The organism is Pseudogemmobacter humi, from assembly GCF_900609055.1.
Lineage (GTDB): Bacteria > Pseudomonadota > Alphaproteobacteria > Rhodobacterales > Rhodobacteraceae > Pseudogemmobacter > Pseudogemmobacter humi.
The window spans coordinates 1-1,151 of record NZ_UXAW01000011.1 but is presented as its reverse complement, the minus strand read 5'-3'; the positions used below and the strand labels follow the sequence as shown (position 1 = coordinate 1,151).

Below are 1,151 nucleotides of genomic sequence, written 5' to 3'. Positions count from 1 at the left end.
GCCACGATGGCAAAGGCAAAGTTTGAACGGAATAAACCGCACGTCAACATCGGGACGATCGGTCACGTTGACCACGGCAAGACGACTCTGACGGCTGCGATCACGAAATACTTCGGTGAATTCAAGGCCTACGACCAGATCGACGGCGCTCCGGAAGAGCGTGCGCGCGGGATCACGATCTCGACGGCGCATGTGGAATACGAATCGGAAAACCGCCACTACGCGCATGTCGACTGCCCCGGCCACGCCGACTATGTGAAGAACATGATCACCGGCGCCGCGCAGATGGACGGCGCGATCCTCGTGGTGAACGCGGCCGACGGCCCGATGCCGCAGACCCGCGAGCACATCCTGCTCGGCCGCCAGGTGGGTATCCCCTACATGGTCGTCTACATGAACAAGGTGGACCAGGTCGACGACCCGGAACTGCTGGAACTCGTCGAGATGGAAATCCGCGAGCTGTTGTCGTCCTACGAATATCCGGGCGACGACATTCCGATCATCAAGGGCTCGGCACTGGCGGCGATGGAAGGCCGCGACAAGGAAATCGGCGAGGATTCGATCCGCGCGCTGATCGCCGCCGTCGACAGCTACATCCCGACGCCCGAGCGCGCGGTTGACCTGCCGTTCCTGATGCCGATCGAGGACGTGTTCTCGATCTCGGGCCGCGGCACCGTGGTGACGGGCCGGGTCGAGCGCGGCGTGATCAACGTCGGCGACGAGGTCGAGATCGTCGGCATCCGTCCGACCTCGAAATCGGTCTGCACCGGGGTCGAGATGTTCCGCAAGCTGCTGGACCGCGGCGAGGCCGGCGACAACATCGGCGCGCTGCTGCGCGGCGTGGACCGTGACGGGGTCGAGCGCGGCCAGGTTCTGTGCAAGCCGAAATCGGTGAACCCGCACACGAAGTTCGAGGCCGAGGCCTATATCCTGACCAAGGAAGAGGGCGGCCGCCACACGCCGTTCTTCGCGAACTACCGTCCGCAGTTCTACTTCCGCACGACGGATGTGACCGGGATGGTTCAGCTTCCCGAGGGCACCGAGATGGTGATGCCGGGCGACAACCTGAAATTCGTGGTCGAGCTGATCGCTCCGATCGCGATGGAAGAGAAACTGCGCTTCGCGATCCGCGAAGGCGGCCGCACCGTCGG

General features: G+C 63.7%; 1 protein-coding gene. It reads left to right on the top strand.

The annotated features are described in order from the left end of the window. Positions 1-6 precede the first annotated feature (6 nt). Positions 7-1,151: elongation factor Tu (gene tuf, locus XINFAN_RS00060; protein ID WP_124084543.1), on the top strand; the 1,145-nt coding region annotated here is incomplete at its 3' end.